Source organism: Aquimarina sp. AU58 (genome assembly GCF_900312745.1).
Taxonomy (GTDB): Bacteria; Bacteroidota; Bacteroidia; order Flavobacteriales; family Flavobacteriaceae; genus Aquimarina; species Aquimarina spinulae.
In genome coordinates this window covers 297,519-323,189 of the sequence record NZ_OMPD01000008.1, presented here as the reverse complement: position 1 = coordinate 323,189, position 25,671 = coordinate 297,519, and the positions used below count along the sequence as shown (strand labels likewise).

Annotated in this window: 23 protein-coding genes; 14 read left to right on the top strand and 9 right to left on the bottom strand. The window is 32.0% G+C overall.

Annotated elements, in window-relative coordinates; translation table 11 throughout:
* Positions 1–22: 22 nt before the first annotated feature.
* The 6 genes from DK441_RS05820 to DK441_RS05795 all read left to right on the top strand — a co-directional run bounded on the left by DK441_RS05820 (position 23) and on the right by DK441_RS05795 (position 6,274).
* Complete coding sequence (locus tag DK441_RS05820) at positions 23–1,687, top strand: BT_3928 family protein (RefSeq protein ID WP_109097903.1); 1,665 nt, start codon at positions 23–25, stop codon at positions 1,685–1,687.
* Entirely contained in the window at positions 1,687–2,760 is a 1,074-nt protein-coding gene (locus DK441_RS05815) for an ABC transporter permease (protein WP_109097902.1), read from the top strand. The genes DK441_RS05820 and DK441_RS05815 overlap by 1 nt, the downstream gene beginning before the upstream one ends.
* Positions 2,761–2,825: 65 nt before the next feature.
* Entirely contained in the window at positions 2,826–3,578 is a 753-nt protein-coding gene (gene tpiA, locus DK441_RS05810) for a triose-phosphate isomerase (RefSeq protein WP_109097901.1), read from the top strand.
* Positions 3,579–3,696: 118 nt separating this feature from the next.
* Positions 3,697–4,536, top strand: a complete 840-nt coding sequence (gene prmA / locus DK441_RS05805; protein WP_109097900.1) for a 50S ribosomal protein L11 methyltransferase — start codon at positions 3,697–3,699, stop codon at positions 4,534–4,536.
* Positions 4,537–4,598: 62 nt separating this feature from the next.
* Complete coding sequence (locus DK441_RS05800) at positions 4,599–4,874, top strand: ATP-dependent Clp protease adaptor ClpS (RefSeq protein ID WP_024770828.1); 276 nt, start codon at positions 4,599–4,601, stop codon at positions 4,872–4,874.
* Positions 4,875–5,422: 548 nt separating this feature from the next.
* Positions 5,423–6,274 carry a M57 family metalloprotease gene (locus DK441_RS05795; RefSeq protein ID WP_109097899.1) on the top strand — a complete coding sequence of 284 codons (852 nt, stop codon included), beginning with the start codon at positions 5,423–5,425 and terminating at the stop codon, positions 6,272–6,274.
* 88 nt (positions 6,275–6,362) lie between these two features.
* On the opposite strand, the gene DK441_RS05790 is transcribed toward DK441_RS05795, so the two are convergent.
* The 6 genes from DK441_RS05790 to DK441_RS05765 form a co-directional block, all read right to left on the bottom strand.
* Complete coding sequence (locus DK441_RS05790; protein ID WP_109097898.1) at positions 6,363–7,571, bottom strand: hypothetical protein; 1,209 nt, start codon at positions 7,569–7,571, stop codon at positions 6,363–6,365.
* Between the two features lie 383 nt (positions 7,572–7,954).
* On the bottom strand, positions 7,955–8,728 hold the full coding sequence (locus DK441_RS05785; protein ID WP_109097897.1) for an outer membrane lipoprotein-sorting protein: 774 nt from the start codon (positions 8,726–8,728) through the stop codon (positions 7,955–7,957).
* 29 nt (positions 8,729–8,757) lie between these two features.
* A complete protein-coding gene (locus DK441_RS05780; protein WP_109097896.1) occupies positions 8,758–11,145 on the bottom strand; it encodes an RND family transporter in 2,388 nt (795 codons plus the stop codon).
* Between the two features lie 265 nt (positions 11,146–11,410).
* The gene (locus DK441_RS05775) at positions 11,411–12,007 is read right to left on the bottom strand and encodes a TetR/AcrR family transcriptional regulator (protein WP_159099200.1); all 597 of its coding nucleotides are present in this window, start codon (positions 12,005–12,007) and stop codon (positions 11,411–11,413) included.
* 292 nt (positions 12,008–12,299) lie between these two features.
* Positions 12,300–12,815: a cupin domain-containing protein gene (locus DK441_RS05770; protein ID WP_109097894.1), complete on the bottom strand. Its 516-nt coding sequence runs from the start codon at positions 12,813–12,815 to the stop codon at positions 12,300–12,302.
* A 54-nt stretch (positions 12,816–12,869) separates the two neighbouring features.
* Entirely contained in the window at positions 12,870–13,724 is an 855-nt protein-coding gene (locus DK441_RS05765; RefSeq protein ID WP_109097893.1) for a sigma-70 family RNA polymerase sigma factor, read from the bottom strand.
* 248 nt (positions 13,725–13,972) lie between these two features.
* Here DK441_RS05765 and DK441_RS05760 point away from each other — a divergent pair, with 248 nt between their 5' ends.
* Positions 13,973–14,695, top strand: a complete 723-nt coding sequence (locus DK441_RS05760) for an AraC family transcriptional regulator (RefSeq protein ID WP_160111966.1) — start codon at positions 13,973–13,975, stop codon at positions 14,693–14,695.
* A gap of 63 nt (positions 14,696–14,758) precedes the next feature.
* Positions 14,759–16,090, top strand: coding sequence for a serine hydrolase (locus DK441_RS05755; RefSeq protein ID WP_109097891.1), 1,332 nt, complete (start codon positions 14,759–14,761; stop codon positions 16,088–16,090).
* Positions 16,091–16,094: 4 nt separating this feature from the next.
* Here the strand turns inward: DK441_RS05755 and DK441_RS05750 are convergent, their stop codons facing one another.
* Both DK441_RS05750 and DK441_RS05745 read right to left on the bottom strand, forming a co-directional pair.
* Positions 16,095–16,682, bottom strand: coding sequence for a YceI family protein (locus DK441_RS05750; protein ID WP_109097890.1), 588 nt, complete (start codon positions 16,680–16,682; stop codon positions 16,095–16,097).
* Positions 16,683–16,827: 145 nt separating this feature from the next.
* Positions 16,828–17,217 (bottom strand): hypothetical protein, encoded by a 390-nt coding sequence (locus tag DK441_RS05745; protein ID WP_109097889.1) that lies wholly within the window; start codon positions 17,215–17,217, stop codon positions 16,828–16,830.
* An 835-nt stretch (positions 17,218–18,052) separates the two neighbouring features.
* Here DK441_RS05745 and DK441_RS05740 point away from each other — a divergent pair.
* The 6 genes from DK441_RS05740 to DK441_RS05715 all read left to right on the top strand — a co-directional run bounded on the left by DK441_RS05740 (position 18,053) and on the right by DK441_RS05715 (position 24,510).
* Positions 18,053–18,928, top strand: coding sequence for a hypothetical protein (locus tag DK441_RS05740; RefSeq protein ID WP_109097888.1), 876 nt, complete (start codon positions 18,053–18,055; stop codon positions 18,926–18,928).
* Between the two features lie 894 nt (positions 18,929–19,822).
* On the top strand, positions 19,823–20,842 hold the full coding sequence (locus tag DK441_RS05735; RefSeq protein ID WP_109097887.1) for an L-tyrosine/L-tryptophan isonitrile synthase family protein: 1,020 nt from the start codon (positions 19,823–19,825) through the stop codon (positions 20,840–20,842).
* Positions 20,843–20,887: 45 nt separating this feature from the next.
* Entirely contained in the window at positions 20,888–21,721 is an 834-nt protein-coding gene (locus DK441_RS05730) for a TauD/TfdA family dioxygenase (RefSeq protein ID WP_109097886.1), read from the top strand.
* Positions 21,718–23,193 (top strand): FAD-binding protein, encoded by a 1,476-nt coding sequence (locus DK441_RS05725; protein ID WP_109097885.1) that lies wholly within the window; start codon positions 21,718–21,720, stop codon positions 23,191–23,193. Before DK441_RS05730 ends, DK441_RS05725 begins: the two co-directional genes overlap by 4 nt.
* A gap of 166 nt (positions 23,194–23,359) precedes the next feature.
* Entirely contained in the window at positions 23,360–24,166 is an 807-nt protein-coding gene (locus DK441_RS05720) for a hypothetical protein (RefSeq protein WP_109097884.1), read from the top strand.
* A gap of 137 nt (positions 24,167–24,303) precedes the next feature.
* Positions 24,304–24,510 carry a tautomerase family protein gene (locus DK441_RS05715; RefSeq protein WP_025666511.1) on the top strand — a complete coding sequence of 69 codons (207 nt, stop codon included), beginning with the start codon at positions 24,304–24,306 and terminating at the stop codon, positions 24,508–24,510.
* 268 nt (positions 24,511–24,778) lie between these two features.
* On the opposite strand, the gene DK441_RS05710 is transcribed toward DK441_RS05715, so the two are convergent.
* A complete protein-coding gene (locus DK441_RS05710; protein ID WP_109097883.1) occupies positions 24,779–25,456 on the bottom strand; it encodes an HAD family hydrolase in 678 nt (225 codons plus the stop codon).
* Positions 25,457–25,671 lie beyond the last annotated feature (215 nt).

The following is a 25,671-nucleotide window of genomic DNA, read 5'->3' as shown; positions in this document are numbered from 1 at the left end:
GAAAAAATAAATATATACGTAGATGAAAATATTGGTTTCTTTCTCAAGAATATTTGTAGCAGCACTTTTTCTGTTTTCAGGGTTTATAAAACTTAATGACCCTGTTGGGTTTTCATACAAGCTTCAGGAATATTTTGGTGAAGGTGTACTGAACTTAGAATTTTTAATCCCCTTTGCTTTATTAATAGCGATTTTTTTGGTGATTTTTGAAATCGTATTAGGTATTACATTGTTATTGGGATACTTGCCAAAATTTACAGTATGGTCATTGTTATTAATGATTGCCTTTTTTACGTTTCTTACCTTTTATTCGGCGTATTTTAATAAAGTTACAGATTGTGGATGTTTTGGTGATGCATTACCGTTAACTCCATGGGAATCCTTTACCAAAGATGTAATTTTACTGGTTTTAATATTGATATTGTTCTTTGGAAAAAAGTATATAACACCGCTTAAACCTCTTGCAGCACATAAATGGGTTGTTTTTGCAACTTTTACGGCTTGTTTAGCCTTTGCGTATTATGTTTTAATGCATTTACCAGCTTTTGATTTTAGAGCATATAAAGAAGGAGTTAATATCCAGGAAGGGATGGAAGTGCCAGAAGGAGCTCCAAAAGCAGAGTTTGCTTATCACTGGAAATTTAATGTTAACGGAGAGGAGAAAATTATTACCACAAGTGGAGATTACCCCAAAGTAGACGGTAAATTTATCGAAGTTGAAACCAAAACAGTAGACGAAGGATATGAACCTCCAATTCATGACTTTGCAATAGAAAAAAATGATATAGATTATACAGCAGAATTTCTCGAAAGAGAAAACCTGATATTAATAGTAGCGTATAACTTATCTAAAAGTGAAGCAGAAGGCTTCTATGCAGTTAAAGAAATAACCAATAAAGCTATATCTCAAGGATATGATGTGATAGGTCTTACCGCTTCTACACCAAAAGATATAGCACAGGTACAACAACAATATGGTGTTGATTTTGATTTTTATACTACAGACGAAACAGCCTTAAAAACTATATTGCGATCTAACCCGGGGATTGTAAAACTTAAAAAAGGAACTATAGTAAAAAAGTTACACTGGAATGATGCAGAGAAACTTAACCTGGAAAAAGTAGAGCGTTCAAAACCTAAGATTAATGTACTACTAAAAGCACAGTTAGATAGTATTATGAAGCTGGATCAGGACGGAAGAAGTTCTGGAGAAATTTCCTGGGAAGAACAAAAAATAATAGATAGTACCAATACAATATTTATAGAAGAAGTTTTTAAAAAGTATGGCTATCCTGGTAAAACTTTGGTTGGCGAAGGGACAAATATAGCGGCTTGGTTAGTAATTCAGCATTCAGATAAGATAGGAGCATATTTACCTCTTATAAAAGAAGCTGGAGAAAAAGGAGAGCTGGATATGGCATCGGTAGCAATGATGGAAGATCGACACCTAATGCAGCAAGAATTAGAGCAGATTTATGGTACACAAGGCACAAGATTAAATTCTAACAGCAAAACACCAATTCCTTTGATATGGCCGATTAAAGATCCAGAATCTGTAAATGAAAGAAGAAAAGAAGCTGGTTTTACTGAAACAATAGAAGAATATAGCGAACGCCTCTTAGGTGTTCCTTACAAAATGTATACACTAGAAGAAGTAAAAAAAATAAAAGAAAACTTTAATCAATAATGGCAGGGTATCTCATCAGTAAAATAGGATATGCTTTGCTTACTTTATTGGGAGTGGTGACTGTTATTTTTTTATTATTTACAATTCTTCCCGGTGATCCTGCTCAGATGATGCTCGGGCAAAATGAGACCGAAGAACAGTTGAAAAATGTGAGGAAGAAATATGGTTTTGATAAACCATTATCAAAGCAATATTTATATTATATAAATGATCTTTCTCCTATATCATTTCACAGTACAAACCCTGATGATTTTTCATATTTCGACACTAAAAAATATAATGGGAACCAGTTATTTAAGATAGGTGATGTTGCTACAATACTTAAATTTCCATATTTAAGAGAATCTTTTCAAAAAAGTGGTAAAAAAGTAAGTGAGGTAATTAAGGAAACGTTACCAAATACAGCGGTTTTGGCAATCTCTGCTATATGTATTGCCATCATTATTGGGATTTTATTGGGAATTATAGGTGCCTTGACCAAGGACCAATGGCCGGATAAAATGATTCAGTTGTTAAGTACTTTAGGAATGAGTGTTCCTTCTTTTTTTAGTGCAATTATTTTTGCCTGGTTGTTTGGATATGTGTTACAGGAATTTACCAATTTAAATATGACAGGTAGTTTATATGAAGTCGATGATTTTGGAGAAGGAAGTTATATCCAATGGAAAAACCTAATTCTTCCTGCAATAGTATTGGGGATTCGACCACTTGCTGTTGTTTCTCAACTCATGCGTAATTCATTACTCGAGGTGATGGGGCAGGATTATATTCGTACGGCAAAGGCAAAAGGGCTTTCGATGTTTCAGGTGATAAGAAAACATGCATTAAAAAACTCATTAAACCCAGTTGTTACTGCAATTTCAGGATGGTTTGCATCTATGCTGGCCGGAGCAGTATTTGTAGAATATATATTTGGATGGAACGGATTAGGTAAAGAGATTGTAGATGCTCTAAACACATTGGATCTTCCTATCATAATGGGAGCCGTATTGGTGATTGCTACTATGTTTATACTAATCAATATATTTGTCGATATTATCTATGGATGGCTTGACCCCAGAATTAGGGTTTGAGTTATTAATAACTCCTAATGTAATATATAACCACACTATTAACCAAAAACATAAATTTTAAATTAATGAGAAAAAAAATTGTAGCCGGAAACTGGAAAATGAATAAGAATCTGGCAGAAACCAAGACATTGCTATCTGAGTTAACAACCAAACTTAAGGTATCGTCTGAAACAGAAATTATTGTAGCACCTACATTTACTAATCTGTATAGTGCAACTGAAGTTTTAAAATCCTCAGAAATTACTGTTGCTGCGCAAAATATGCATGAAGCAGAAAATGGTGCGTATACAGGAGAAATTTCTGCAGATATGCTTAAAAGTATTGGAGTAGAGACTGTAATTTTGGGACATAGTGAGCGCAGAGCTTATTTTGGAGAAACAGATCAATTACTAGCTCATAAAGTTAATACAGCATTACAACATGAGATGACTATAATTTTCTGTTTTGGAGAAGAATTGCAAGATCGAAAAAGTGATAATCATTTCTCTGTTGTAGAACAGCAATTAAAAAATGGTCTTTTTCATATTAATAAAGCAAACTGGAAAAATGTAATCCTTGCATACGAACCAGTTTGGGCAATAGGAACAGGAGAAACCGCATCTCCAGAACAAGCTCAGGAAATGCACGCGTTTATAAGAAAAACCATAGCGAATACTTATGATCAGGAAACTGCCGATGAGGTTTCTATTTTATACGGTGGAAGTGTAAAACCTAATAATGCTCAGGAAATTTTTGCAAAAACTGATGTAGATGGAGGATTAATAGGAGGAGCTTCATTAGATGCAGAAAATTTTTCTGCAATAGTAAATGCTATTTAAGAATTAACAGAATGCATAAAAGCACTCCATGGCAAGATGGGGTGCTTTTTTTTAAAACTTACTTTTGATGTCGGCATTAAAGTAAAAGAGTAACTTTGCAAAATAATTAAAGATTAGTATGTCAAATACAAAATACATTGGGTATTATTTTAAGGTCTCACCACTACAACCGGCTACAGAAATATTAATTGCAGAATTGGGATATGTTGGATTCGAAAGCTTTGTAGAGACCGAGAACGGAGTTAATGCTTTTATTCAAAGTATAGATTGGGAAGAGAATATTTTGGAAGGTGTTTATGTCTTAAACTCTGGAGAGTTTGATATAGAATATACCATCGAAGAAATAGAGCAAATAAACTGGAACAAAGAATGGGAAAAGAACTTTAATCCCATTGTTGTAGATGATACTTGTAGTGTAAGAGCGCCTTTTCATGAAAAACCGAATACAAAATATGATATTATTATCGAACCCAAAATGTCTTTTGGTACAGGGCATCATGAGACTACACATATGATGATCCAACATATTTTGAAAACTGACTTAAATGATAAAACAGTATTAGATATGGGATGCGGTACTGGGGTTTTGGCAATTCTTGCTAAAATGAGAGGTGCCGGACCTACAGATGCTATTGATATTGATAATTGGTGTTATTTAAATACTGTAGAAAACGTAGAGCGTAATAATTGCGAAGATATTATTGCATATGAGGGTGATGCCTCACTTTTATCAGGAAAAAGCTATGATGTTATTATTGCTAATATCAATCGCAATATATTACTAAATGATATTCAACAATATGTAAAATCTTTAAACCCCAAGGGTAAGTTGTTTTTGAGCGGGTTTTATAAAGAAGATTTAGATATGATTACAGAAGAATGTACAAAGAATCGTCTTAATTTTATAGAAAATTTTAATAGAAATAATTGGATAGCAGCGTCTTATGAGTTAAAATAATCTTTTAATTAATGCATATAATACTCTAAGTTATTATATTTGCATAAAACAATTACCCCCTTATGAGTACCCAGGAGAAAGTTTTAGAAGAAGTTTTAGAAAAATCTGTTGATCAAAGCAATAGCGAGATTGTTTTGTACAATGATGATGTAAATACATTTGATCATGTTATAGAAACTCTTATTTATACTTGTGAACATACACCAGTACAAGCAGAGCAATGTGCTATGTTAGTGCACTATAAAGGGAAATGTACTGTAAAAACAGGTGTTTATGAAGAATTAGTACCACGGTGTTCTAAATTATTAGATGCAGGTCTTAGTGCAGAGATTGTGTAATCGAATATAGATTAAAATTTTTCGTTTTATAACATTATAAGTCCATATTATGGACTTTTTTTATACCTTAAATTGTGTCACTAAGAATAGGTTTGATATTATAGTTGTTTTATATGAACATGTTTTTTTAATTTTTGTTAAATATTTAAACTATCATTTTTTAAAACTTAAACTTTATGATATGTAGGAAAAAACTTTCTTCATCTCGTGCTTCTAATACTTAATTAAGTTTTCTTTAACATCCCTATTCATCTCTTGTTTTAACACCTTGTTAACATATTAAGAAAGTATAAGAATTGTGCATTTGATCGATTTTTTATGTTATTTAAAAATTGCCTTTTTTGTATTTTTATTAGAAGAATCCTACGGTTTTACCGTATTTGTAATAAATAGTTTAAAAAATTAACTAATTTTTCCAAAAAAATATCATATCTTCAAACCGCAAAAATTTAGAAAAGTTCAAAGCTTTCTACATAATTGTATTTAAAATAGAGCATAACTACTCTATTTTTAGTTTTTAATAACTACACAAATTCAACTTAATTAAAATGAAAAAAATCAAAGTATTAGCGCTTTGCGCTATCGTTGCAGGATTTACAACATCTTGCGAAAAAAAAGAAGTTTCTAACGAGACACAACCAGAAGCTGTTACAGAGCAACTTTCAAAAGCTCATATTCAGGCATTGCATGATGCAGGAGTTAACGATTTTGGAGCAGAATATGTAACGGTAAAACATCCAGATGGGTCAGTAGAAGAAGCTATACAATCTAGCGATCTTATTTTGGCAATTAATAAATTGGCAGAACAAAAACTGGCAGAAATAGAAAATGGGAATAAGCAATACAGAACCAATAACCTTGTGTCTAGTGGTAATAGAAATATTAGTATTATTGGGTATACAGGATCTGGGTATGCTTTAACTAGTAAAATGCGTACAGGACTTCAGTGGGCTGTTAATAATTATAATGCATTAAATAATACACTAAGTTTCAGTCTATCTTTTGCTGCATCTACCAGTGCTGATATGGTAGTATATAATAATGGTTCTTCGGGTGCAGGAGGATCTGCAGGTTTTCCTAGTGGAGGAAGACCATATAAGTGGATTCAAATTAATGCAGGTAGTAACAGTTTAAGTAATAATGCTATGGAGCATTTAATGGGTCATGAAATGGGACACTGTTTAGGATTCAGACATACTGATTATGCTCGAAGAAGATGTGATAATAGTAATGAAGGGTCTGCTGGTATAGGAGCTATTCATATTCCAGGAACTCCTACTGCTAATCAGTGGGGACAAAGTGGTTTAGATACAGATTCTATTATGATCTCTTGTTTCGATGGAAGTGAAGATGGAGAGTTTAGTAACAGAGATAGAACTGCTTTAAACTACCTGTACTAAGAATTAGTTATAGATAAGCTTTGAACTTTTTATAAAAGCCATCCTGTTAACTAGGGATGGCTTTTTCATTTATACGGTTTTTGTTTTTTTAGAAATATTTAGAAATAGAGATTCTAAAAAAACTATCTTCTCTAAAATTCGATAAGATCAATTCACCATCATCAATTTCATTAAAAATACGGGCTTCAATTGCTGCAGTCCAGCTACTACCAAAACGCCTTGAAGCTTCGAGACTAAAAATTGTGGTGCTAGATTCTAGATCGGCAATTCCTCCAATTAATATTGATGTATCCTGAGTGTCATTAAAAGCAATACGACTTCCGAAGAATACATCATTTTGTAATGCATTTAAGGCTAGTTCGTCTCGCTCATCATACAAATACTCACCCAGAACGCCTATATCAAGTCCATTTCCATCGATATTAGAGAATGTATACTCGAGACCGGCTACCATAGCAAAGAACTCCTGAGCATCCGCAGTACGATAAATAGATTCTAGTTTCCATAGAAAAGCATCATGGGTAATCTGCAGATCTAAACCAGTTTGATGTATTACCGGGTAAAAAGCGTTGATATTTCCTGTGGTATCAAATACAAAAAGAGGTTCTCTGCCGGTTCCATAAAAATGAGAGATGCCGATATCAAAAATATCAAAATAATGTTTCCAGCGAAAAGCAACATCCTGTCTCCATTCTTTGGCACTGCTTTCATATCCCAGATCATCTTTATCAATTACTACCGGGAACCGTAATCTTCCTTTTTTGCCAGAGAAAGCACGTTTACGATGATAGGGGAGATAAAAGAAATCAAAAGTTCCAAATTTCTCAGTAATCCATGTAAACTGAGCCATAGGTTGTCCTAATTTCTCCTCACCGTCAAAAGTTTCAACAGCATCGGTTTGATTAATGATATCTACCAAGTGATTACTTTCGGCGACACCCCAATAGACCTTTTTAAGCCCGAGGTTAAATTCCCAGTTTTTTTTAGCTTTTTGATAATATAGTTCACGTATATCCCAATGGGTTCGTTCATCATCAACGTCTAGCCTAAAAAAACCTTTAAAGTTAATACTTTCATATCCGGCATTCCATTCGGCTTTATATTCTGGTCGTATTGCCAGAGAAGGAAAATGATCTTCCTGATCTTCAAAAAGAGCATTATCATAGAAATAGCGATATTCTCCTTCTAATTCTAACTCAAAATCGTGATTTACCTTTTTAGGTTTTTCGTTTTGAGCATATATTGTATTACCAATGCATAGTAGCAGAATTATACAATAGATAAATTTAATCTTCATGTATTCGTTTTTTTATTTCCTGATCTTTAACCAGACCAAGAACTGTGATCAATACTCCAATAAGGATGATAAAAAGTAAAGCAATAAAAAGCGGGTTTTGATATGCGTAATACGATCTGATTAAGCAAAGGCTAAAAAAGATCCGTATTACTATGGTTCATTTGTATATTTTTTGAACCTGATACTTATAAATAAGAATCATCGAAAACTCAAATCCTAAAAAAATCATTCCCAATAAATTTGCAAGTTCAGATGGGTATGTGGTATTACTTTGCATAAGGGAAAACACAAGACCAGGTCGTGATAACAATAAAAATCCAGTAACCAAAAGAATTACTATAGGATATAACAAACTGAGCCTTGTGTATTTCATTTATTTAGATTTATCGCCCTGCCCGTTTTAGAGCAACTTGCGTAAAATCTTCATCGGCAAGTGCTGCCTCAAAATTATAATCACTAAATTTTAATACGGTTTCTTTATTACTTTGGTGATTTACCATATGAAGAGTTAATGCTCTCCAGAATTGCCCTTTATATAATTTATAATCACTATAGTTAAGTGTTTTTAGCAGTGAATTTTTGCGATCATAGAATTCAACCTTTTCTATTCGATATCCTTTATCTTTATTGTAAGTAACAATACGTCTTGTATACCCAGATTTAGGATCAACAGGATCTTGTTCTACGATTAATAAATTTCCTTTTTCTTCCAGAAATTTATAACCGTATTTTTCTACTTCTTGCGAAGAAAGATCCTCATATGCAAATTCGCTACCTACAAAAGGGCCAGATTTATTGTTAGAAGATATTCTTTTTACCCTTTTTATCGAAGGTAAGAATAGCCATTGATCATCTGCCCCAATTTTATGAGTAAAAGTTAATGTCGAGGTTCCTTTCACATCTTTTGGGCTATTAAAAACAATCAACGATTTATCTCCATCTGTTGTTTGTTCTAAAGTTCGGGTAATTAATAACCGTTCACTGGTTTGCCCATTTTTATTTTTTAGTGTCATTTTTAGGTTTACAACAGAACTATTGAAACCTTGATCTGCCTGATCTGCTGCTTTGGCAATTTGCAAACCTCGTTCTTCTGCATTTTGTGCTGTTAAAGTTATAGTACTTAGTACTGCAAGTCCAGCTAAAATTAATGTTCTCATAGTAATAGATTCTTTATTGTTTTTATTTATTATTTATCAAGTTGCATTTGTGGTTCTAATTCTTTTACTGGTGTTTCTGTAGTAATCTTATCTTTTTTACTAATAAGAATTAGTAGAGCAGGCAGTAATATAAAGTCGATGATTAAGGCCGACAGAATAATAATAACCGTAATTCTCGCCATGTAGCTATTTAAAGCGAATGATGAGGTGGATAGTACAGCAAATCCAGCCAGGAGTACCACTGTAGTAGTTACTAATGCTTTTCCGACGGTTTCAAACGCGTAGATAACTGCTTGCCTGGCATCATAGCCTAATTCTCTGCGAGCTCTTAAGAATTTACTCATGAAATGAACAGTATCATCTACTATTATCCCTAGAGTCATCCCGAAAACGATAACCATTCCTGTATTAATTTGAGCTTTGTACATTGCCCAAAATCCAAACCCGATAAAAACCGGAGTAACATTAGGAATGATACTTAGAAGACCAAGTTTAAAATTTCTTAGTGCGAACATTAATACCAGAGAGATCAATATGAGTGCAATTATATTTCCTTTAAGCATGCTATCTGCTTGTCTAAAGCCTAGTTTAGAAAACATAAGTGTTGGGCTTACTCCAATAGTATGCATAGGTTTTGGGGTATTGTTCTGTAACCATTTTTCGGCTCTTTTTGAAAAAGCAATCATCTCGGCACTAGAGATATTCTGCAGTGTTATAGTGACCCGGCTTTCAGATTTATCTACATTAATTTGATTATTAAGATCTAATCCAAATGGTAAAGAAAGCTCATATAGTAATAAATATTGTGCTGCTTCTTCACGACTATTAGGAACCCTATAATAAGATTCATTATCTCCGTGCATTGATCGATTTACTCTTCTGGCAACCTCACTAAATGCGTTTACATGTATCACTTCGGGTTGTTCGTTAAGCCAATCTTCAAAATCATTTAATTTTTTAAGATACTCTGGGTTATTGATCCCTCCGCTTTCTCCACTTCCGACAGAGAATTCAACATTATAAATTCCGGTTAAGTTTTCGCTTATATAATCAGTATCACTTCTAAATTGTACGGTTTCATCAAAATAGTTGATAAACTCATCATTAAATCGATTTTTGGTAGCCAGAAATGTAAAGGCACCGATTACTATTATAGAGATTATTGCAAGTTTTGTAGGTTGTTTTGCTACAAAATGTCCAAGATTAGTATACCAGCTCGACTTTTCTATAAGAATACCTTTCTTTTCTTTAACCTTTACAGGAAGAACTGCCATAAGTGCAGGTAATGCTGTAGTAGAATAGAAAAAGGCCATTGTCATTCCAAAAGCGGTAATATTTCCTAGGTCCCAAAACGGAGGTACATCCCCAAAATTCATAGTTAAGAAACCTATAACCGTAGTTAAACTAGTGATGAAAACCGGCATGAAGTTAAGACGCATAGATTCGACAAGAGCATCCTTTTTTGTATATCCATCTTTACGCATTTTTTGAAGCATAGTAATCAGGATATGAATACTATCTGCCACAGCCAAAGTTAATATCATTGTAGGGAAAACAGAAGATGGCGGAGTGAGCTTAATTCCCATAATTCCTACAAAACCAATTGCACTCATAATAGAAAATAGTACAACAATTAACGTAGCTAGGGTGCTAAAAAAGTTTCTTGTGAGAATGAGTGTAGTTAAGATTACAATAACCAACATAATCAGGGTTAACATCATATCTCTCATTGAAGATTCGAAGAAAGCAGTATTAAGAGGTACTAATCCCGATGAGTGTATCTGAAAATTCGGATATTTTTCTTGAAAATCAGAAATTGATTTTCTAACAAAAGTAGTTACTTCTGGTATCTCCTTGGCACTATCTTTTCCTGGGAGTCGTACGGTTACATTGATTGCAGTAACACTTCCTTTTTCATTGAGCAGACGATTTACCAAAAGAGGTTCTTTTAATGCTTTTTCTTTAATCGCTTTAATTTCTGAATCAGTTTTAGAGGCAGATTCATACGATAGATCGTCTACGTATAAATCATCACCCTGAGCACTTGTATGCTGAAAATTTGTTACTGCATCTACACGAGAAGAGTAGGGAGTGTTCCAGGCTTCGGCCGTAAGTTCTTCAATAGCAATTAGGTTCTCTTTGGTAAATATATCGCCATTAGAAGGAGAGAGTACAATAACAATATTGTCATCTTTGGTGTATTTATCCTGCAAAGCGTCAAAAGCTTCGAGTTCTGGGTTAGATTCACTGAAAAATACGTGATAATCACCATCAAACTCCATATTACCTTGTGAACCAAGCCCCATCGCAATGACTAATGTGGAAATTAATACAGGCCATTTGAATTTGATTACAAATTCTGCCCATTTCTTTGCAAACGCATTGGTAGCGTTACCTGCTTTTTTTAGTGCATTCATATAATTATTAGTTGTTAGTTGACCAGTCGACTTGTAATATATTACAAGATGATATGATACAGATTATTATAAGTTTTTATGTTTAGACGATTTGAGTATTGATATTAGGACATGGTCTTTGATAAAAATTTTAAAATCATTTAAGTTTTATAATTGACCAGTCGACTATTTATGTTGTTTGATTTACTAAATTATGGTTTACATCATACTTTAAGATTATTTAAATGTTAACAATTGACCGGTCGTCTATATATATCAAAAAAAATTATTTTAAAAATAACTGCCTGGTCATATTCATTACATTATCCATTGGATAAGCACTTTGAGTCTCTTTCATACTTGTCATTGCTCCTTTACCAGCATCTTCAATAAAATCTACCATGTTTGCAACATCAATCGAAGCATCTATTTCTCCTTGTTTTTGGGCTTCTATGGCAACTTTAATAATTTCTGTCTTTATTGTATCATGTTTTTCTAAGACAGCCTCTCGTATGTTTTCATTATGTTCGGCCATTTCATTACTTAGATTACAAGCCATACATCCATTTTTGCATTCTAATTCTTTTTTTACTACTTCAATTCTATATTCATAAAAATTAATCAGACGTTGTTTTGCAGAAAATGATTTGTCACGTAAAATCACTAAAGCAGGAGTAACCTGCGTTGTAAAATACTTGTCCAAAGCCTTAATTGCAAAATCTTCTTTACTATCAAAATAGAAGTAAAAAGAACCTTTAGGAACATCAGCTGCCTTAACAATGTCATTTACACTAGTACCATTGTAACCTTTAGACCAAATGATTTCCATCCCTTTTTCTAAAAGGTAATCAGCTTTGATCTCATGTTTTATGGTTTTCGACATTATTTTCATTTTGGGACGACAAAAATATGACCAGTCGTCTAGTAAAGCAAGTTTTTTACTGTTAAAGTTTTCTTTATTTAGTGTAATTTATTGATTATTAATGCGTTGGAATGATTTAATGTAAGGTGTATGTACAAAAATACTTTTACCGCTTATTATATAATCAATATTGCAAATTTATACTGTTTGCTATTACAATCTATGAAATTGTATCGATTTTTATCAAATTTTAATGTATTCATCTCTGGTAAAGGAAAGAAAACAAGTGAAAACATGACCAATCACTTTAAAATTAATGATCTCTAATAGGTAACATATTAGAAGTATCGACAGGAAAACTATCGTATTTGTTATAAAGTTTTAAATATTTTTCTGGATCAATAGTGTCACTGTTAAGCGTTTCATATAATCCTCTAAAAAAACCTTCTCTTTTTTGTGAAGGATTAAAAAGTAGGGTAAGCCGGACTTCTTCGTCGGTGTCATTTTGAAATCCGTGAGGGGTAAATCTAGGAGCATATGCTACGGTACCGGGGGCAATCAGATGTTTACCGCCTTTAGTTCCTGTAAAAAGAGTGAGTATTCCTTTATTTACTATAAAGGTTTCATCCATAAATCTATGATAATGTAACTTGGCACCAATGGCTCGGGGGGCTAAAACTATTTCATATACCCCTAGTTGGTTATTCGATAATTCACTGGTTAGTTTAAAAGTAAAAGAAATGCCATTCATAGTAAATGTTTCTCCTTCATTGGGCAGGATTAGTACTTCTTTATTTTCTAGCGTATCGTTAAAAAAATCTTCTTTCATTGTATATAAATTTGTATTTACCTATATGACAAATCACAATATGAAAACGTGACACTAACGCATCTTTTTTGCAATATTTTTGAGTTTTTCAGGATCAACTACAGAACTAATTTTATAAATTTTTTGATCTTGATTAATTGAAAATACTTGGCAAGATGATAATATATCGTTATCAAAATAGGCTATTGCTGGTTGGTGATTAACTTCAATATATCTGGTGTTTTGTAGCGATTGAAATTCATTAAAAACTTCAAGAATCAGTTTGATACAGCTTTGTTTTCCGCTGGTGAAATTTCTAAGAACGTTAATTTTATTACCACCATCAGCAATCATGGTAATATCATTTGCAAAAAGTTGCTCTAACTTTTTGATATCTCTTTCTCGTATTGCAGTACTGTAATTATTAAGATATTCTTCTGTTTTTTTGTTTGTAAAAGTTAGATTCTTTTGACTGGGTTTTTTTAATTTAATCTTAGCTCGACTCAATAATTTTCTCGAATTCTCGGGAGTGCTAGAAAGAACTTCAGCAATATCATTATGAGAATAATTAAATGCTTCTTTCAGCACAAAAACGGCTCTTTCTTTTACAGTTAATTGATCTAATAAAATCAATAATGAGTACGAAACGATATCTTTTAAGTATAAATCATTATCAGCGGTATCGGTAGCAATAGGTTCTGGAAGGTAGATATTTTCTGAAACAAATTTTTTCTGACGCTTTTTTTTATTGATAGAAGTATTAATAACCGATTTGATCAGGTATGCTTTAGGATTATCTATGTTCTTGTTTTGAAGCAAAATAAAGGCGTTTAAAGTATCCTGAATAGCGTCTTTTGCATCGTCGGTAGATCCAAGAATGTTATAGGCAAATGGAAATAAAAACTCCTGATATGTGTCGAAATCAAACATTGGTTTTTTAATGTATGAATAAATATGTTTCTTTAGTATATAAATGCATTATTATATAATGACAACTAAGAGATCAAAAATGTGACAGAAAAGGATAATATTTTTATTTTTTGACAAAATTTATATACCATCCAGATTTGATAGCTATGATGGTTTACAATGATTAGAATACTATGATTATTAAAAGCGAACTTGCTGATTTATCCTTACAACACTTGATAAAAGAATACTATTACTTTTCAAAAAAGATGGATACAACGGTTAAGTATGTACCGGTGATCGATGATTGTTGTTATGATTTTGTTTTCTTTAAAGAATGTAATAGTGTGCTAACGTATGGAGAGAAACAATCCACTTTTCCTATCCCTTTTAAAGTATTTACTATTCATGATCTTTCCCCTCCTTATACGCTAAAATTTGAAGTATCTCTTACTTTTTTTACAATTAAAGTACAACCGTGGGCAAATGCACATTTTTTTTCATACTTAGATACTTCTGGAATTATTGACCTAAGTATTGAAAAAAAGGGCATATTAGGAGTACGAGAGCAATTATTTAATGATGTGCCAATAAGTGACATGTGTACTATAGCAAGTGATTTTATAAAAGACCAAAACCTTATACTTAGTTCTTCGGCTCTTTTTGTAAAAGAGGTTTGTGAGTATATATACAGTGTAAAAGGAATGACATCGGTAAATCTATTGAGTGAAAAATATAAAAAAACCCGTCAATATTTAAATAGAATCTTTAAGCAAGAAGTACTTTATAGTTTGAAGAAGTTTATCATTACAGTACGAATTATGGATTTGGTTAAATTTAGAATTAAGAACAAACATATTTCTATGACCGAACTGTGTTATACATATGATTATTTTGATCAATCACATTTTAATCGGGATTTTAAGAAAGTATGCGGTGTTACACCTATGCAATTCTTTAATGATCTACCAGAATTTTTATTCCGTCATTAGACAAGGTTCCATTTTTACAATTTTTAATACGTTAATTGTATTTGCTTTGCAATAAAAAAGAAAATGACTCGTATTTTGTTAAAAATGTTAGTGTTAGCCATATTTTTAGTAGCATGTTCTAAAAATAAAGAAACAAAAATTTCAAAAGTTAATCATGAAAACAAGCCCAATGATTCGCTATTTCTAAAAAGTGATACGTATTTAACAAAGCTTACCGAGTTAAAGAAATTTAATGGAGTGGTATTACTTAAGAAGGGTAAGAAAACTGTTTTACGAAAAGCATATAATATCTCTTCGGATACGTTGTCTAAATTATATGTAAATGTAGAAAGCCAATTTGATCTTCGTTCTGTCTCTAAATTATTTGCCAAAGTAAGTGTACTTCGGCTAGAAAACGAAGGTAAAATTAACCGTAGTGATACCATTGGTAAATATTTGCCCGGTTTTCCTAATGGAGAGCGTATAACTATTCAACATCTTATGGACAATAGTTCGGGTTTACCCAGAGAATTTGATACTTCAATATCTAATACATTAGAACTTTCTCCAGACGAAATAGTGACTCTGGCTTCAAAAGAGAAATTAGAGTTTGAGCCAGGTTCTGAGATACGGTATTCTAATATAGGTTTTCAGTTGTTATACTATATTATAGGCAAAACCAATAAAAGCTCGTATTCTTTATTTTTGAAAGAAAATTTCTTCAAGCCGTTAAAAATGAAGCGTTCAGGTGGTAATTTTGATGCAGATCTTAGGCATTTAAAAAGCTATGCCTATGGACATTATGTCGATGATGAAAAAAACATTAAAAGTGTTGATTCTTTTTTACAGGACGAAGTAAGAATGGGTAATTTACATTCGTCTGTTGATGATTTGGCTCAATTTCTTACGATCTTAAACAAAGAAGATCATGCCTCGTTGATTCATGATCATAGTATTTCGCATGCAGGAGGTACAAGAGGCAAACGAGCTTATATTCATAGAAACTTTTCGCAAGATTATAGTATTGTTTTCTTAACAAATTATGATGAAATTCCTTTTGAGCAATTGGTAAGTGATTTAGAAAAGATACTTGAGGGCAGGAAGGTGAAAATGCCAAAAGCAGTACTTCGTAAATCGATCAACCTTTCTCCTCTTGTGCTTAAAAAATATGAAGGAACTTATGATTTTGTAGATGCTGGACATCTTTTAATTACCCTTAAAGTAGAAAAAGATAGTTTGTTTTTGTATCAGAAAGAACAAAATAATGGAGTACTCTATCCAGAAAGCGAAAATGTGTTTTTTGGCGATAAGACTTCTGAAGAATCAATAAAATTTGTAAAAAACGAATCAGGAAATTATTACATTCTGATGGATTTTCAGGGAGTGCAGTGGGAAGGAGTAAAGGTCGATAAATAAACTGTTAACATCCATCCTGGTTCGCTACTACAAATACTTCAAAACCAATAGTGTTTGATATGATATCATCTTTCAGGTTAATAAGGAATTTTTTGGATTTATAGTTGATTTTCCACAATGTTCTATCAATTACAAATTTAGACTTCATCAATACTTGATTATTGATGTTTTCGATAGTAGATTGATACTGTATTATGTGCCTTATATCATTGATAGTTAGATATGCAATTACATCCAGATTTGTAGCATTTATATACCGGGTATTAATAATTTCTAATTTAACAATTGGATGTTTTTTAACGTTAAAAAAATCTTCACTCTTCAAATGGGTGATCAACATTTCGTTATATTGATCACCTATATTGATAATAGAATTCATATCAATTTCAAATTCTCCTCCTGTAATAAGAATTCCCTTTCTACGTATAACACCGTTTTTAAATTTTACCGTTCCATTATGTGTATTCAAATTTAGAAGATCAGAACCTTGCCAATTGATAATACTTTTACCAGTATCTATTCTTAACTCTTGTTGCGCGTAAGCTGTAGGAATTAAAAAAAATATAACCACTACTATAATTATTTTTTTCATAGCTGATGTTTTTTTGTAAAACTAAAACAGATGCCGGGTAACCGGTGAAAAAAAATGTAAAAGAAGTGTCAAAAAATGTAAATTTTTACTCAACATACTTCTTTACATCTTAGCATTGTAATCGCTATGTTTAAAGAATATGTATTTAGCCATAATTTACAATGAAAGGAATATCATAATTGTTATGATATGAATTTGAAAATTGATTTTTTTGATTAGAATAGAGGGTATATTTTCCTTCTTTAGATAACTTATTTTTTGGACAAACGAACATCCATTTTAGATCAAAAAAATGTTGCTGTGTTAAATTTACAGACCCTGAAAATACAGTATAGCAACAACAAGATGTAGATAAGCAGTTTTTCCACTCTATAAAAAAGGATAGATGAATAAAATCTGTCTCTTTTAGTGTAATCGAAGAGAAGTAATGTCTTATTTTTTCTGTACGAAACTCTATTTCTATACAGCCCGAAATCAAATCAGGATCATTGTCATTAATTTTTAAATCTAATGAAACCTTTTCTTTAATATTCATTATGGTTAAGGATGTTTTACGGCCTTTTTATATATCAGAACGAGTATTAATAAATAATCACAAATAGAAAAAAACAAAGAAGCCCTTTCTTTTATTTAATTTATCAAAATCTTCATATGTTGTTTAGGCCAATAAAATTGGGTTGAGGTATATTTTTCTTGTTCTAGAAAGTTATTAATTAATTCATTATAACTAAAGAATAAGTGCTACAAATATAAAATCTGGTATATGTCATGTTTTAGGTTTTAAAAGTTAATTGAAGACTAAAATATAAAGATCAAGATGATTTGTATTGCACTTTTGTGCCATTATTGTTTCACATTTATTGATAACGTAATTATTTTGTGGTTTTATAGCAATGACAACTTAATGACTAATTTGTAAGAAAAAGCTTTAGGTATTTGTAGGTTAAAACGTATGCTGTGTTTGTGGAAATTCTGTACTATTTCATGTTGATCATCTCAAAAGAGATTAGTTTTTAGAGCTGAAGTCAAGATCCTATAGGGATAAATTTGGATATAAGTAATGACGAATATCGAACAATCAATGGCAAATATGGGATAATCTCTAATTCTATTATATCTTTGTTTCATACCGCATATATAAATTTAGAATTTTGAAACAAGAATATTCATAATCTTTATAGATTTCAAAAAATCAAAAGTAATCGTGTTATGTAAAGAGAAACCCGTTGAGGTTTTAAAAACCAGAAATTACTGTTGGTGTAGATTTACTTTTTTACGAATGACTTATAGTTAGTCTGGTATAGTTTAAAAAAGGATGAAAAGGAGAAGGTATAAGCTAACATCACTTTTTAAATAACTCAAAACAAAAAATGAATAAAGAAAGTATTAGAGTTTTAAAAGAATTAGAAGAGTTTATTGTACCATTATCTAAAGAAGAATTTAAACAATTAAAAGAAAATATTCTTTTAGAAGGATGTAAAGAAGCAGTATCGGTTTGGGAAAGAGAAGATGATTTGGTATTAATAGATGGGCATAATCGACATAAAATTTGCCAACAAAACGGGATAGATTATAAGATAAGCAAGTTTTCTTTTTCTTCGATAGAAGAAGTGAAAGCATGGATGATAAACCATCAATTAGGGCGCAGAAACCTTAACCCTGACCAAATGAGTTATTATAGAGGGCTTAAATATCTAAGTGTCAGGAAAAAAAAGGGAGGGTATGCTAATATTCTTTCGAAGGGTCAAATTGAACCTTCAACATCCAAAATACTTGCAGAACAATATAAAGTAAGCGAAAGTACAATCAAAAGAGACTCTAGATTTGCCAAAGCTATTGACCTTATTGGGATGACTAATAATATGCTTAAAAACCAGATATTGTCGGGAGAAATAAAAATTAAGAAATCAGATTTATATACTTTACTTAAGGTAAAAGGAATAGAAGATTGGGTTATTATTAACGAATCTGATTTGAGACATAAAATAAAAGTTTCGCAAGAGGATACCTTGCAAAAAATAGAAAACAAATTAGATGAATTAGATAATAATGAAAAAGGAGATATCGAATTTGTTAAAGGAGTAGATCCTTTATTTTTACCAAAAAATGATAGACTTAAATTGATAAAAGGAAGGATTATATCTGCTATTAATATCGCAATTGATAAAAAGGATATAAATGCTATTCAGGAATTAAAAACTCTTATAGAAAAATTAGAAACCGAAATACTTACAGATGTAGATTAAAATATTTTTGTAAGCTGTTATACTATTATAATAGAAAACGAGTTATATTCTGGTAGCGGTTGCAAAAGCGCCAAGAGAATTTTTTATAGTTAAAAATTAGACTATATTTATATTCGAAATAACAGATAAATACATCATATTAAGTTATAAAATATAGCATATTTGATTAAAAATATATCCGTTTTGTTATCGGATATAAATCACTAATTAATAAAAATCACTAAGTATACTCCTATATAATGATTTTTATAACAATTAGGCACAAAAAAGACGGCCTTGATAAGACGATCTTATAAGATATGCAACGTTTTAATATTTAATAAATATTGATTTAGATATATACTCATACGTTCAATAAAGATGAGTTCAGCACATAAAAATTATAGTAAGTATACTAAAAAATGTATGGTGTTTGGACAATAGCAGAGGCTTCCTGTTATTAGATTAAATAGTTTAGGAACAAGGTTGCTTTTCTTTATGAAGAAGAGACAACATTTTATCGTTTTGATTTAATTCGAATCGTACGGCTAATGTATGAATTGCAGAAAATATAAAACTGCAATCAAGAATTGCATTTTAAAAAATAACATTGGTGATACTAGATAGTATTTGGTAGTACCAGGAAATAGTAAATATTCTTGAAAGTAGCGAAACCACAAAGCTCTATTTACAGGAGAAGAAGTTTTGCTATTGTAAAAGAGATTTAAGAAGAATTTACGCTATTGTTAAAAAATGATTGCAGAAGGAGGGCGTATGGATAAACCTTTGCTGGTTAGGATAGTAATATCCTTTCTGTATAGAGCTTTATATATACCATAATGAACATAGATTAAAATAATTTAAGATGAGAAAAATCGACACGTAAAATAGAAAATTAATTCTTAAAACCTTATTATGAAAATTTTAGATAATGAACTAAGTAAATCTTACACATCATCTAGTCATTCTGACCAAGTTACAGATCAAGCGAGAAATATTTTAACCAAAGTCATGCAATTTCGGCGAATGATGATATCCGAAGATAGCTGTGATTCGCCCGCTTGCCTGAGTTGTCACAAACCACACTTGGATAAAGTTTCTATGGCCATTATGCAAAAAAAGAAAATTAGATTTGTCTTACCGGCATTTCCTGGTAAATCTCCTAATCCGGCAAAAGTTTTAGGATATCTTCCCGACATGGCAGAAAAGCAGGCTCTTACATTTTTAAATGATCTCTGCCAACAAATTCAAAGTATTTACAAACCAGGAGCAGAGTTAGTTATATGTTCTGATGGTAGAGTTTTTAGCGATATTGTAGGAATCTCTGAAAAGCATGTAACTTCTTATCAAATTGAAATTGATCGCCTTATCGAAGAGTTAAATCTTACAGCGCTTTCTACTTTTAACCTTGATGATATAGATATTAAAAGTGATTTTGATCAAGCCCGTTATGAGCTTGTTAAAAAATATGGACAAGACCTGGATAGTTTAAAAGATAAAGTAAAAAATGGAGGGGCGGGATCGAGCAGTGCAGAAGAAAAAGAAGCTAATCGTATGTACCTCGGGCTTACACGTTTTCTTGTTGAAGATTTGATGTTTCCTGGACAAACAAGATCTAAAAGCTCAATCCAAAAAGAATGTAAAGTAAAAGCCTATCAGGCGATTATAAGAAGTAATGCCTGGACCGATTTGATTGCAGAAAAATTTCCCGAAGCAATACGTCTATCGATACACCCTCAGATCTGCGGTTCTAAGAAAATTGGAATTCAACTTCTTGGAAGAGAAACATGGATGACACCCTGGCACGGGGTTGCTGTACAAACTGGTAACGAATTTATACTTATGAAGCACCGGGAAGTTAAAAAGTTAAATGCAAAATTAGTTCAGGACGAAAACGGACACTCTAGCCACTACGAATTGATGCCTCAAAATTAGGGCGTAGAATACTAGTTTAGAATAACAAAGTTAAAAGAGTAAAATATGAATTTTAGAACCACAAAATTGAATCCATTTGGTTTATTAATTGAGCCCATTAACGGAAAGGAAGATATTCGGAATTTAGATATAAACGAACTGAAAAGTGTGCTATCAAATGAACATCTAATTGCTTTGAGAGGGTTTCGGAGTTTTGACAGCGCCGAAGATTTCTCTGACTATTGTGAAAAATTCGGAGAAATTTGTTTGTGGCCTTTCGGAAAAGTTCTGGAACTTGTTGTTCAGGATAATCCCGAAGACCATATTTTCGACAATACGTATATCCCTCTTCATTGGGATGGTATGTATCGTGAACAAGTTCCCGAGACGCAAGTATTTCATTGTGTAAGTTCACCCGGAATTGATAATGGAGGAGGCACAACTTTTACCAATACAAAAATGATTTTAGAAGAAATCTCAGAAAATACTAAAGAATCTTGGAGTAAAGTAAGTTGTGTGTATTCACGAAAAATGGAGTTTTATGATAGCAAAACGATTGCTCCGCTTCTTAATAAACACCAAGAAAAAGAGTACTCTGTAATTCGCTATTGCGAACCTCCAAATCATAGCGATGAATCGTTTGTTAATCATCCTGGCTTTAAAGTCGAGGGGATTCCAGAACAGGAAATCGGAGATTTTCTTCAGAATCTTAATAAAACGCTCTACGCTCCAGAATATCTCTATACACATCGGTGGGAAACTGGAGATATTGTATTTTCTGATAATAGCACTTTATTACATGGTCGCGAACCTTTTACCAAAGGCGCTCCCAGACACCTTAGAAGAGTACAATTACTAGGAGAAACACCAGATAATCCACATCTTATATATACAAAATGATAACAAAAGAAACAGATATTTTTATTGTAGGAGCTGGACCAGTTGGGCTAGCTTGTGCATATCTAGCAGAGCTCTCAGGATTAAAAACTATGATTATAGATAAATCTGAAGGCCCACTAGAAGTAGGAAGAGCAGATGCTCTTAACGCAAGAACACTACAGCTACTTGAGGTTGCTGATTTATTTAAAGAACTCTACCCTCTGGGCTTGCCCTGTAATACAAGTTCGATATGGGAAAAGGGAAAGTTTGTATCACGACAATCGTATTGGTGGGATGAGCTTGAAGGTTGTTTTCACAAACATTTTTTGATGCTGGGACAAGCATTTGTAGAGAAACTCTTAGATGAAAAACTTACATCAATTAATGCACCTGTAGTAAGACAAACAACATTAGAAGATATTCAGGTTACAGAAGAGGGGTGTATCAGTACTCTTTCTAATGGAGATATAATAAAATCAGATTATCTTATAGGGGCAGATGGCTCTCATTCGTTTGTTCGTAACTACTTTAATATACCTTTCGAGATTACACGCCCTCAAATTGTATGGGCAGTAATTGATGCAGTATTCGAAACTGATTTTACAAAAGTACCCGAAATTATAGTTTTCCAATCAGAAACATCAGATGTTGCCTGGATTCCCAGAGAAGGAAATATTGATAGGTTCTATATTAGAATGGATCGCAAAGATTTTGTCATAGAAGATGCTATGGAAAAAATTAACTTCGCCATGGCACCACATACAGTTAAGATAAAAGAGTTGATCTGGTTTTCTCAATTTTCTGTAAAAGAATCTGTTGCAGAAAACTATCTTATTCAAGATCGTGTAATTCTGGCGGGAGATGCTTGTCATATTCACTCTGTGAATGGAGGACAAGGTTTAAATACCGGCCTGGCAGATTCATTTAACTTAATTTGGAAATTGAATATGATAAAAAATCACGGTGCTGATCAAAGTTTGCTCAATTTATATGAAACCGAGAGAAAACCAGTTGCTCTTAGTGTAATTCAGAGTTCTGGAGAACTTGTTCGTTCTACAAAATATTCAAACTCTGGTACCCATGCAAAAGATTATGTTAAGATTGTAGAAAAGAGAGCTGGAAATATTACAGGTATGGGCATTCGCTATAGTGAGAATGGAATGGCGGGAACAAGAGTTTATGATATCGAAGTGAATCAGGGAGAAAAGAAAAGTCAATTGTACTCTCTTCTTGATTATACTAGGTTTACGCTTCTTTATTTTGGAAATCAAAAAATAGATTTAGAATTACCAGGTTTTGTGAAAGTAATACAAATTCATTCCAATGATTCACAACATGGACTCTGGACAGAAAGTAAATACTATAAAGATCAGACTATTTTGGTAAGACCAGATTCTTATATCGAATCTGTCGGTTCACTAGACCAAACAGATTCTTTAATTAAAGACCTTGTTCGTAAATATTCAAAAAATAGTGTCTCATTAGCGATGTAAATAAAAAAAGTGTCAATTCGAGTGGTTTTTCAGAATAGCCTCTCGAATTGACAAATTTTGAATTAAAACATCTCAAATACACAGCGGGTTAATATATCTCATCATTGCTGCAATTTTTAATTTAACCACATACAAAAATGTAGATCAACTTATAAAGAAAAAGTATATGAACAATAAAGAAAAGGCTAAAGCATATCATACTGCAGTTAGCCAGTACAATGAATCAATAATAAAGGAAATGGTTCATGAAAACTATATCCAACACAATCCAAGGGTTCCGTCGGGAAGAGCAGCTTTTATTTCTATGATACCTAAATTAAAAGAGTATGGTAGTAAAATTGAAAATATACGCATGTTAGAAGATGATCAGCACATAATTATGCATCACAAATGGATAAATGCTACTCCTTTTGGGTTTAATGAGGCAGTAGCTTTTCATATCATTCGTTTTGATTACAATGGCTTAATTGCCGAACACTGGAATGTTATGACAGCAATAACTCCCCCAAACTTATCCGGTAGATCTTTATTTGATGGTGAGACCGAAATAAAGGACCTAAAGAAAACAGAAAGTAATAAATCTATAATCACCGAGCTATTTAGTACGTTAACAAACAAAAATGTAGAAACGATAGTAGAAACCATACCTAATTTTTTTCAAACTCATTTTCATCAACATAATGTAGCACTGGCAGATGGAGTTCAGAATCTTATTCAGGCAATTCAAGATGAATCACTTTTTCCTCGTTATAAAAAACAGCATGCCGTTTTTGGAGAAGGGAACTTTGTTCTATCCATTAGTGAAGGAGTTCTTGCCGGAAAAAACTCTGTATTATATGATCTGTTTAGATTAGAAGAAGAAAAGATCGTAGCACATTGGAGTATTCATGAAGATATCCCAACCCAAAACCTTGCTAATAACAATACTATGTTTAACTTTAAGATGGTATCATCCCTAAATGCGTGTAAGTAAAAATACCAAAGGTTCGATTTTTAATGCCAATCTAAAAGCGGGCAGGAAGTATAAAAATAATAGACAAAGTATAGTACAAAAGATAAAATAGAAACTTAATATAAACCGTTTTATTCTAAAACAAAAACCTAAACAATATGCCATACATATCATTTGAATCAACTAAACTCGAAAAAGAAATTAAGCAAAAACTAATTGAACAATTAACCGAAATATCAGCAGATATTACAGGTGTTCCTAAAAAATTATTTTTAGTTTCAATAAAAGAAATCCCGGATGATGACATGGCTGTTGGAGGAAAGACAGTAAGAGAGCTAAAAATAATTAATAAAACCAATAACTAGCAATAGCTCCTAGTATAAGGACCTTTCAGCAAGGTAGAGATTTACGAGTACAAGTTGGACATTTTTTTTGAGACTTACACTATATTTTTAAGTGATAAAATTCTAGTTCGACTTCTATAGTAGTTTTGTGCCCAAAAAGAGCTTTATTTAGCTGTATTGTGCTCTGATACAGCTAAATAAAGCTCTTTTTTTGAGAAGATTTAAAGTTTATTTGATGTATTATCAAGATGAAAGAATATCATATTCCTAAAAAATGTGTTAGGGTTGTTTAAATTTGTTTAGAAAATGGTAGGAATTCTATGAGTTCTTTTGGACTTCTTATCATGTAATTAGGAGATAAGGATACCAGGTTTTTTTCATCTCTAAATCCCCATGTTACAGCAATGCTATCAACGCCTGCATTTTGAGCTGTGATTATATCAACGTCTGTATCACCAACAAATACTAATTGATCCAGAGGGATTTTTAATAATTTCGATAGATCCAAAACCCCACTGGGGTCTGGTTTTTTGTATTTATCAGACTGACCTATAATATGACTGAATTTGATATCTGGAAAAAAATGGCTTGCGCATTTAAGAGTTAAATCATGTAATTTGTTAGATAATAGAGCGAGTGTTATTCCGGCAGATTGTAAATCTATTAGTACATCCATTATGCCAGCATATGTTTCAGAATGTTGGGTGTATAAATCTTCATATTGCAAATGGAATTCATGGAGCAAATGCGCTATCAATTCTTCAGTTCTATGCTCAGAAGGGATGGATAATGTTATAAAATTTTTTGCACCGTTTCCAATAAATTCACGATAGTTTTTCATGGTATGAATCGGAAATTTATTTTTTTCCAAAAGCGCATTCATGATATGGCTATATGTTCCTAATGTATTTAAAAGGGTTCCGTCTAAATCAAAAATAATCCCCTTGTATTGTTTTTTAATTTGCATATTGTGAATGTTGTTTTTTAAGAGTTTTTTTTGGATTTAGTGGTTTGATAATGAGTTGTTTGTGGTCTAAGTTGGATGGTGTTTTGACCTGTTGTGTGTTTAGAAAAATTATGCAAACTACTAAAAGTTGATTAATTGTAATTAACGCATAACTTTAGAGTAAATTATAATAAAATATTAGAAATTTTAAATCATTATCTGCATATATTACTAAA

Excerpts from the sequence above, each read along its gene's own strand:
- DK441_RS05820 (WP_109097903.1), top strand. The coding sequence starts at position 23 with ATGAAAATATTGGTTTCTTTCTCAAGAATATTTGTAGCAGCACTTTTT.
- DK441_RS05815 (WP_109097902.1), top strand. The coding sequence starts at position 1,687 with ATGGCAGGGTATCTCATCAGTAAAATAGGATATGCTTTGCTTACTTTA.
- tpiA (WP_109097901.1), top strand. The coding sequence starts at position 2,826 with ATGAGAAAAAAAATTGTAGCCGGAAACTGGAAAATGAATAAGAATCTG.
- prmA (WP_109097900.1), top strand. The coding sequence starts at position 3,697 with ATGTCAAATACAAAATACATTGGGTATTATTTTAAGGTCTCACCACTA.
- DK441_RS05800 (WP_024770828.1), top strand. The coding sequence starts at position 4,599 with ATGAGTACCCAGGAGAAAGTTTTAGAAGAAGTTTTAGAAAAATCTGTT.
- DK441_RS05795 (WP_109097899.1), top strand. The coding sequence starts at position 5,423 with ATGAAAAAAATCAAAGTATTAGCGCTTTGCGCTATCGTTGCAGGATTT.
- DK441_RS05790 (WP_109097898.1), bottom strand. The coding sequence starts at position 7,571 with ATGAAGATTAAATTTATCTATTGTATAATTCTGCTACTATGCATTGGT.
- DK441_RS05785 (WP_109097897.1), bottom strand. The coding sequence starts at position 8,728 with ATGAGAACATTAATTTTAGCTGGACTTGCAGTACTAAGTACTATAACT.
- DK441_RS05780 (WP_109097896.1), bottom strand. The coding sequence starts at position 11,145 with ATGAATGCACTAAAAAAAGCAGGTAACGCTACCAATGCGTTTGCAAAG.
- DK441_RS05775 (WP_159099200.1), bottom strand. The coding sequence starts at position 12,007 with ATGTCGAAAACCATAAAACATGAGATCAAAGCTGATTACCTTTTAGAA.
- DK441_RS05770 (WP_109097894.1), bottom strand. The coding sequence starts at position 12,815 with ATGAAAGAAGATTTTTTTAACGATACGCTAGAAAATAAAGAAGTACTA.
- DK441_RS05765 (WP_109097893.1), bottom strand. The coding sequence starts at position 13,724 with ATGTTTGATTTCGACACATATCAGGAGTTTTTATTTCCATTTGCCTAT.
- DK441_RS05760 (WP_160111966.1), top strand. The coding sequence starts at position 13,973 with ATGGATACAACGGTTAAGTATGTACCGGTGATCGATGATTGTTGTTAT.
- DK441_RS05755 (WP_109097891.1), top strand. The coding sequence starts at position 14,759 with ATGACTCGTATTTTGTTAAAAATGTTAGTGTTAGCCATATTTTTAGTA.
- DK441_RS05750 (WP_109097890.1), bottom strand. The coding sequence starts at position 16,682 with ATGAAAAAAATAATTATAGTAGTGGTTATATTTTTTTTAATTCCTACA.
- DK441_RS05745 (WP_109097889.1), bottom strand. The coding sequence starts at position 17,217 with ATGAATATTAAAGAAAAGGTTTCATTAGATTTAAAAATTAATGACAAT.
- DK441_RS05740 (WP_109097888.1), top strand. The coding sequence starts at position 18,053 with ATGAATAAAGAAAGTATTAGAGTTTTAAAAGAATTAGAAGAGTTTATT.
- DK441_RS05735 (WP_109097887.1), top strand. The coding sequence starts at position 19,823 with ATGAAAATTTTAGATAATGAACTAAGTAAATCTTACACATCATCTAGT.
- DK441_RS05730 (WP_109097886.1), top strand. The coding sequence starts at position 20,888 with ATGAATTTTAGAACCACAAAATTGAATCCATTTGGTTTATTAATTGAG.
- DK441_RS05725 (WP_109097885.1), top strand. The coding sequence starts at position 21,718 with ATGATAACAAAAGAAACAGATATTTTTATTGTAGGAGCTGGACCAGTT.
- DK441_RS05720 (WP_109097884.1), top strand. The coding sequence starts at position 23,360 with ATGAACAATAAAGAAAAGGCTAAAGCATATCATACTGCAGTTAGCCAG.
- DK441_RS05715 (WP_025666511.1), top strand. The coding sequence starts at position 24,304 with ATGCCATACATATCATTTGAATCAACTAAACTCGAAAAAGAAATTAAG.
- DK441_RS05710 (WP_109097883.1), bottom strand. The coding sequence starts at position 25,456 with ATGCAAATTAAAAAACAATACAAGGGGATTATTTTTGATTTAGACGGA.